This window comes from Candidatus Methylobacter oryzae (assembly GCF_003994235.2).
Classification (GTDB): domain Bacteria; phylum Pseudomonadota; class Gammaproteobacteria; order Methylococcales; family Methylomonadaceae; genus Methylobacter_A; species Methylobacter_A oryzae.
Genome location: NZ_RYFG02000015.1, coordinates 455 through 8,649, shown reverse-complemented (window position 1 = coordinate 8,649; position 8,195 = coordinate 455). Strand labels below are relative to the sequence as shown.

Annotated in this window: 5 protein-coding genes; 3 read left to right on the top strand and 2 right to left on the bottom strand. The window is 49.5% G+C overall.

Annotation, left to right across the window (positions count from 1 at the left end):
- Positions 1–78 precede the first annotated feature (78 nt).
- Entirely contained in the window at positions 79–240 is a 162-nt protein-coding gene (locus EKO24_RS22285; protein ID WP_154671571.1) for a hypothetical protein, read from the bottom strand.
- A gap of 291 nt (positions 241–531) precedes the next feature.
- Here EKO24_RS22285 and EKO24_RS03115 point away from each other — a divergent pair, with 291 nt between their 5' ends.
- On the top strand, positions 532–2,676 hold the full coding sequence (locus tag EKO24_RS03115; protein ID WP_127030707.1) for an AMP-binding protein: 2,145 nt from the start codon (positions 532–534) through the stop codon (positions 2,674–2,676).
- A 381-nt stretch (positions 2,677–3,057) separates the two neighbouring features.
- Here the strand turns inward: EKO24_RS03115 and EKO24_RS03110 are convergent, their stop codons facing one another.
- Positions 3,058–4,380: an MFS transporter gene (locus EKO24_RS03110; protein WP_127030708.1), complete on the bottom strand. Its 1,323-nt coding sequence runs from the start codon at positions 4,378–4,380 to the stop codon at positions 3,058–3,060.
- Positions 4,381–4,976: 596 nt separating this feature from the next.
- On the opposite strand from EKO24_RS03110, the gene EKO24_RS03105 reads away from it, so the two are divergent.
- Positions 4,977–5,252, top strand: a complete 276-nt coding sequence (locus EKO24_RS03105) for a hypothetical protein (protein WP_127030709.1) — start codon at positions 4,977–4,979, stop codon at positions 5,250–5,252.
- 152 nt (positions 5,253–5,404) lie between these two features.
- On the top strand, positions 5,405–8,195 hold a 2,791-nt coding region (locus EKO24_RS03100), incomplete at its 3' end, for a PAS domain S-box protein (protein ID WP_143733157.1).

Here is an 8,195-nt window from a genome sequence, read left to right as displayed (position 1 = left end):
TACGTGACAAGGTCGGTCCTTAAGGGCGTGCCCAAGCTGCTTCTGCCTCAGTGCCAAGGTAGCTAACCATGACAGGAATTAAGATACAAGGCTACCGTCGGACTTGAGTGCGACGGTGTGAAACATCCCTGCGGCAATCGCGGTGTAGTAGCCTGTGTCGGTGCCGAACGTAGCCGCATTGCCTAGCAATGGCAGCGTTAAACATGCCAACAGCAAAATCAGTGTTTTAATCTTATTCATGATAAGCGTCTTTGCTCTGCTAGATTGGGTTAGAAATTCCTAAGGCTTTAAGCAAAGCCTCTTCCGCCGGGCGCATAATGAAAAACAAGGATAATGATCGAAGTCGTCCATAGCTTGCAAGCTTTGGCAGCGCATCCGCGCTTAAGGTCGGTAATCGTACCTACACGCATTTTTTACAATACAGTAAGCCTGAGTTGATAGCAAACCAGATAAGCGGCTATTTTCAACCCGACATACTTGTAATAAGGGTTAAATGAAACATCTGCTAAAATGGTGCAAGGAGGAAATTCAATGCTGAAAAAAACTTTACGCTGGCTGCTGACCTTGATTTATAAGGTTGAAGTCAAAGGCCTGGATAACTATAAGAAAGCCGGAAAACGGGTCCTGATTATATCCAATCACACGTCATTCCTGGACCCGCTGCTGTTGGGAGTATTTCTACCCGACGACATCACGTTTGCAATCAACACCCAGATTTCCGAACGCTGGTGGTTGAAGCCTTTTCTAGGGTTATCCCGCGTGTTCCCGATGGATCCTACGCATCCATTATCGCTGAAGGATTTGATTCATCATTTACAGCAAGATACCCACACGGTTATTTTTCCCGAAGGCCGGATTACCGTAACCGGGGCGTTGATGAAAATCTACGACGGCACCGGCATGGTTGCCGATAAATCCGAAGCGGCGATATTGCCTATACGAATTCAAGGCGCGGAATATACGCATTTTTCCAAGCTGCGTAATATCGTGCGCTTGCGCTTATTTCCCAAAATCACTATCCAGATTTTACCTCATACCTATATCGGGCATCCTGAAGGATTGAGCGGCAAGAGCCGGCGTAAATATAGCGGTCATATCCTCGCCGACATCATGACCGAAATGATGTTCGAGACCGGTCATTACCGGCAAACCATTTTCGCCAGCTTGCTTGAAGCCCGCAACATACATGGAGGCAAGCACTTGATCGTCAACGACATGGAGCGTACTCCGCTGTCTTATGACGATGTAATTACCCGCGCGCTTGCGATCGGTAATGAGTTAAAGAAAATAACAGCCGAACAGGAACATATCGGGGTTTTCCTGCCGAATTCGACGAAAACCCTGGCCGTCATTTTGGGCTTGCAAGTTTACGGCCGGGTGCCGGCGATGCTGAATTTTTCGACCGGTTCGGCCGGTATGGTGGCGGCCTGCAATATCGCGCTGGTCAAAACCGTTCTGACCTCGCGCCGTTTTGTAGAGCTGGCCAAGTTGACCGGTGAGGCCGAGCATTTGGGCGAGCAGGTGAACCTGGTTTATCTGGAAGATTTGGCCGCGGGCCTGTCGTCGGCCGACAAGTTACAGGCATGGCTGCAATGCAAGACCGCCAATCTCTGGTACAAGCATACGCAATACAGTCCCGACAGTCCGGCCGTGGTGTTGTTCACGTCGGGTTCCGAAGGCACGCCCAAAGGCGTGGTGCTGTCGTATTCGAATATCCTGGCTAACCTTAAGCAATTGGAAGCGCGGATCGATTTTAACTCCCGCGACGTGGTGCTGAACTTCTTGCCGATGTTCCATTCGTTCGGTTTCACGGTCGGCACGATGCTGCCGATATTGCACGGCTTGAACGTGTTCTTTTATCCGACGCCGCTGCATTACGCGGTTATTCCTGAAATCGCGTATGAAATCAACGCGACGATCATGTTCGGCACTAATACCTTTTTCACCGGTTATGCGAAAAAAGCGCACGCTTACGATTTCTTTAAAATGCGTTATGTCGTCGCCGGCGCGGAAAAGCTGCAAGAGACGACCCGCCAGCTTTGGGCGGACAAATTCGGCATCCGCATTTTAGAAGGTTACGGCGCGACCGAAACTTCGCCGATCACCTCGGTTAATACGCCGATAGATTATAAAGTCGGCACCGTCGGGCGTTTCATGCCGTCGATGGATTACCGTCTGGAGCCGGTCGAAGGTATTGAAGACGCGGGTAGGCTGCATGTTGCCGGCCCCAACATCATGAAAGGTTATTTGCTGGCCGATAATCCGGGCAAGCTGGTTCCGCCTAAGTCGATCTATGGCGAAGGTTGGTACGATACCGGCGATATTGTGCATGTCGATAGTGACGGGTTTATCAGCATTCGCGGACGCAGCAAGCGATTCGCGAAAGTCAGCGGTGAAATGGTCTCGCTAACGGCGGTCGAACAGATGGCCGCAAATGCCTGGCCGGACGCGCACCACGCGGTGATCAGTTTGCCGGACCCGAAGAAAGGCGAGCAGGTTATTTTGCTCACTACCCGGAAAGGTGCGGCTGTTAATGAGTTGGCTGCCGCATCCAAAGGCGTGGCTTCTATTCTGCTGCCGAAGAAAATTCTGGTTGTCGATGCGATTCCGGTGATGGCGACCGGCAAGACTGATTATATAGCGGTTACGGAGCTGGCGGCCGGTAGAGTTTCTTAAAGAACGTAATCCACGAAAAGCACGAAAGGCACGAACATAATGAGACCACATCGTTCCCTTGCTCATTGCGCTCATTATTATAGATAGCTCTCAACCGGCTGTCGTTAGGCGAGAAACGGACCACGAGGCAGACCTTCCAGGTTTTACTGGAGCCGCTCCCGGCAGCTCCAGCATTTCTAACCTCCATAGATGGAGGAAATGCCGAGGACTGCCAAGAGCAATCTCGACTGCCATCCATGGCAGTCGTAAAATCTGGAAGGTCTAACCGCCAACGTTTTGAACAGGCGGGATATTTAATAAATGCCGGATAGGCCGCGGCCGGCGAGAAATCGAAGACGAATATTTTTCGTGCTTTTCGTGGACACGGCCTAACATCAGATATTAACCCTCATTGTTCAACATCGCAGCCGCTTTGCCTCGTCGTTCATTGACTTGAAACAGCAAAAACAAGCCAATAATAAAAAACGATAAAGTCGACAGCAATGACAGCCGGTGATTGCCATTGCTCCAGTAATTGATCAGGCCGTAGCTCAACGGTCCTACTATCGCCGATAAGCGATTGACCAATCCCCACAAACCTAAAAACTCTCCGGCCCGCTCTGTTGGTGAAAATTTACCGACTAAAGCGCGTCCGACGGATTGGCTTGCTCCCATCGCCAAGCCAATCATGTTTCCGGCAAGCCACATCAGTGCGGGTTTGTCGGCCAATAAAGCCGCTATCACTGCAATGATCCAAATTATTAATGTAATTGCCAATGACGGTACCGAACCTATCCGGTCTTGTAAATGGCCGCAAATAAAAGCGCCAATAGCGGCCGTCACATTAACAACCATAACCAGCACGATCAGTGACTGGGTATCGAAGCCCATGACTTCCTGCGCATAAACGGCGGACAGCACCACGACCGTGCTGACGCCGGACTGGTACACGCCCAGCGTTATCAAGAAACGGAGCAGGTCGCGAAAGCGGGCGGCTTCTTTAAAGGTATGCGCCAAGCGAGCGTAACTGATCTGTAGATTGGACAGGCTTTCGTTTAGCGCGGAAGGCGTGGCTCGCTCACGTAGCCAAAGAAAGGTGGGGGCAGCGGCTAGTGCAAATATTGCGGCGGTGATCAGTAAGGTAACGGGAACAAAATGAGTTGCGGATAAGCCATGCTGTTTGGCCCAAGTAATGTAGGCCAGACAAATGCCTAATGTCAGAAGACCGCCAAAATATCCCAAGCTCCAGCCATAGCCGGACATTTTGCCCATACTTTCTTCAGGCACAATTTCCGGTAGAAATGCGGCAATCAGGTTTTCGCCGCTGGCGAACATGATCGCCGAAAAAGTTACCAATACCATTGCCAGCCCTATATCGCCGGGGCCGGCCAGGGCCAGTAAAGCCGTCGAGAATATGCAACCGATAGAAGAAATTAGCAGGAAAAGTTTCTTGCAGGCCCTGTGATCGGCAACTGCGCCAATCAATGGTCCGCTGATCATGACTATAAAATTAGCGATGCCGATAGCGAGAGACCAGAGCAGGGTGGATAAGCCCGGTGCGATGCCTTGTTCGGCACCGGCGACCACGCCGACAAAATAGGCGCTGAATATAGTGGTTTGTACCACTGTGGTATAGCCGGAGTTGGCAAAGTCGTATAAAGCCCAAGCTAATAGCTCTTTACGGTTTGCACGGCCAATTGTCTGACTATTTTGATCGCTATTCATTTCAGTGAACTCCACCACCACAACAATGATATTGTAATCTTTATTCAGGAAGATGATTTGTAACTATTCAACGCATTTCCAATCGAACTCGGCAATTGCTCCTGCATCCGCGTTCCATTTCTCTAGGTGCTGAATAGTTACGATTATTTAACAGAGTGTAACAGTTACAGGTACCTGATTGACAGGTTGGGATTGAGCTTCGCTATCGATTGTTTTCATCTCTTAGCAGCGCCGGTCACGTTAAACATAGAATTATGGAGCGTTTTTCAATACGCGCATTGCATATCGTATGCGTTGTTGCAGCACGAAGTGCGTGCTGTCTAATAGTCCCGTTCATTCCGGCCTATAATTGCTTGGATAAAACATCGGTTTTGTAAGGTATTTTTCAAAATCTTGTTATGCTATTGAGTATGTGGCGGCTATACTTTTGCACGTTGCTTACCTTAAAAAAGCAGATCCTGTGCTTGCAATGTTTGGGATGAGTTTGCCGGTACTTGGAGTCATTTTTCAGTCGTTTTGTATCTCCCGGATAATCGAGAAACGATTCAAAATCATAAGTAAGCTTTGGATTACAATAATAGTGAGGAATGTATAAAATGAAGCTGTTTGAACTCGGACAAATCAACATGACGCCATCGGCCATTACGATTATAGCCGCGAATAAAGTGCCTGTCGGCGATTTGTTGGATAGGCACGAAAGAGGCGATTATGGGGATGTATCGGAGATGGACTGGCGTGAAAATACGCTTGCATTGCTACCCGAATCGGTGGAAAGAGTCATGTCGGTTTATAGCGTTGGAACCGAAAAACTATGGGTTATTACAGACCCGGATAGAAAGTTAACGACGCTACTGACAGAAGAAGATTTTTAGCTGTTTGTTTATCAGTAAAATAGCACTCCTTGGCAATTTCCATTATCGGAGCCGCTATTCATTGTGGTGGCAAGAATATTAGCCATTTTGATGGGTAACTCGTTTAGTTGTTTATGTTTGGAAAAATGCGTATCAATGGGGTACAAGATTGAATGTTTGCATGGTTTAACGATGTACTAGCCGGCACCAGCAGCTTTATGCCTCATGGTGCCTGCTATCTATGGCTACCGTCGATCTTGTGGTTACATATTATTAGCGACAGTGTTATTGCTCTTGCCTATTTTTCGATTCCGTTTGCACTCTTGTATTTTGTCAAAAAACGCAATGATCTAGCTTATCGCTGGGTGTTTGTGCTGTTTGGTGTTTTTATTTGCTTATGCGGCACTACTCACTTATTTAGTATCTGGACCATTTGGCACCCCGATTATTGGCTGGACGGCCTGATAAAATCGGCTACGGCACTCGTTTCTATCGCTACCGCCTTACTGATTTGGCCGTTGATGCCAAAACTGTTGCAACTGCCTAGTCCCCAAGCGCTTCAAACCAGCGAAACATACCTGCGAGCTATCTTCAACGCCACTCCTGACGCGATGTTGATCAGCGACGAACATGGCACCATCATCATGGCCAACCAACAGGCTGAACATTTGCTCAGATATCCGAATAATGAACTGCTGGGCTTATCAATTGAAGATTTAATACCGGAGCGTTTTCGAGCGGGCCATCCGGAGTTGAGGGCGCAATTTGCGGTGGCTTTAGTAGCTAGGCCGATGGGAGTGGGTTTGGGGGTCAAAGCGCTACGCAAAGACGGTAGCGAATTTGATGTCGAGATTAGCTTAAGCCCGATTAAAACAGAGCGCGGCTTATTTTTTGCCAGCGCCTTGCGCGACATTAGCGAACGTAAAAAAGCCGAGGCTAAGTTGCGGGCAAGCGAAGCGCGTTTTCGCCGGATGGCTGACAGTTCCCCGATTATGATCTGGATTACCGATGCCGTCGGCGAGCCGACTTTCGCCAATCAATCCTGGCTGGATTTTACCGGTCTTGGTTCGCTACAGTCCGCCTTGACGTATAAGGATTGGCTCGACACTATTCATCCCGATGACAGAAAGAACGCTTTTCACGATTATTACCGGAATACCGGCGTTCGCGAAGCGATTACCACTGAATACCGGCTGCGTAACGCTAACGGGGGCTGGAGCTGGATTCTGGACAAAGGCATGCCGCTTTATGACGATAGCGGTAAATTTACCGGTTATATCGGCTCAGCGATCGATATTACCGAGCGTAAACAAGTACAGCAAATATTGCAGGACAAAGAGCAGATGCTGTCCGAATCGCAGCGTATCGCCCATATCGGTAGCTGGTCTATGGAACTGGCGACCGGCCGTATGAGTTGGTCGGATGAAATGTACAGGATTTGCGGCGTTACGCCGGAGACGTTCGGACACACCGTCGAAGCGTTCCTTGAGTTAGTGCATCCCGACGATCACGACGCGATGAAAAGATGGATCAGCGACTGTCAGACGAGGAAAGGGCCGCATGAGCTCGATTTTCGTATTATGTTGCCAAATGGCGCGGTCTGTTTTGTCCGCGGTAACGGTGAATTGCAATTCGATGAGGCAAAAAGACCGCTACGCGTAGTTGGTTCCGCGCAAGACATTACCGAGCGTAGGAAAGTTGAGCAGGTATTAAACCAAATCAAAGCGATGGTTGATACTTCCCTGGACGGTTTCTGGATAGTCGATGCCAAGGGCAATCTGCTGCAAGCTAATGAAGCGTATGCAAAGATAATCGGCTATTCGGCTGAGGAACTGAAGAAAATGCATATCAGCCAATTGGAAGCAAAGGAAGGTCCCGAGCAAGTACAAGCGCATGTTGAGAAAATTATTGCACAGGGTTATGACTTATTCGAAACCCGCCATCGCCATAAAGACGGCCATATCATCGACATCGAAATTTCTACTGCCTTCCTGCCGGAATTTCAGCAGTTCTGCGTTTTTTGCCGCGATATTACCGAGCGTAAACGAGTTGAACTGGATATTCGCATCTCCGCGATTGCTTTTGAATCCCAGGAGGCCATGGTTATCACCGATTCGGAAAGCATCATTTTACGGATCAACAAAGCTTTTACCGACTCGACCGGTTATACGGAAGAAGAAGCCGTGGGACAAAAAATAAGTCTGCTCAAGTCAGGACGTCATGACGCGGCTTTTTATCAGGCCATGTGGGACAGCCTTTCCGATACAGGCTCTTGGCAGGGGGAAATCTGGGATCGGCGCAAAAACGGCGAAATTTATCCTAAATGGTTATCCATCACCGCGGTAAAACAGAGCGACGGCCTTGCGACGCATTATGTCGGCACCCATACCGATATTACCGAACGTAAGGCTGCCGAAGAGCAGATCAAGCAACTGGCTTTTTACGACCCGCTGACCCAGCTCCCCAACCGCCGGCTGTTGCAGGAACGATTGAAACACGGCATTAACGTCGAGCGGCGCGACGGCAAGCAGTTGGCGTTATTGATGATGGACCTGGACCGTTTTAAAGCCGTGAACGACAGCCTGGGGCATCTGGCCGGCGACGAATTATTGCAACAAGTTGCGGCGAGAATCACCAATCGCTTGCGTAATGTCGACATGGTCGCGCGTTTGGGCGGCGACGAGTTCGTCGTGTTATTGGAAGATATTGCCCATCCGAAAGATGCCGCGCGCGTGGCTAGAGAAATTATTAACGATTTAGCGAAACCTTTTTGTCTGCCCCAGAGCGACAATGTCCGGATCGGCGCCAGTATCGGCATCAGCCTGTATCCGCAACATGGCGATAGCCCCGAGCTTTTGATGGATCATGCCGATGCGGCGCTGTATCAAGCCAAGGACGCCGGACGCGGCTGTTTTGCCTATTTTTCCGAAGACCTGACGCTGGCCGCACGCGAGCGGATTGCGT

What these genes read in the sequence shown, in the direction of transcription:
- EKO24_RS22285 (WP_154671571.1), bottom strand. Translation starts at nt 240, where the DNA reads ATGAATAAGATTAAAACACTGATTTTGCTGTTGGCATGTTTAACGCTG.
- EKO24_RS03105 (WP_127030709.1), top strand. Translation starts at nt 4,977, where the DNA reads ATGAAGCTGTTTGAACTCGGACAAATCAACATGACGCCATCGGCCATT.
- EKO24_RS03115 (WP_127030707.1), top strand. Translation starts at nt 532, where the DNA reads ATGCTGAAAAAAACTTTACGCTGGCTGCTGACCTTGATTTATAAGGTT.
- EKO24_RS03110 (WP_127030708.1), bottom strand. Translation starts at nt 4,380, where the DNA reads ATGAATAGCGATCAAAATAGTCAGACAATTGGCCGTGCAAACCGTAAA.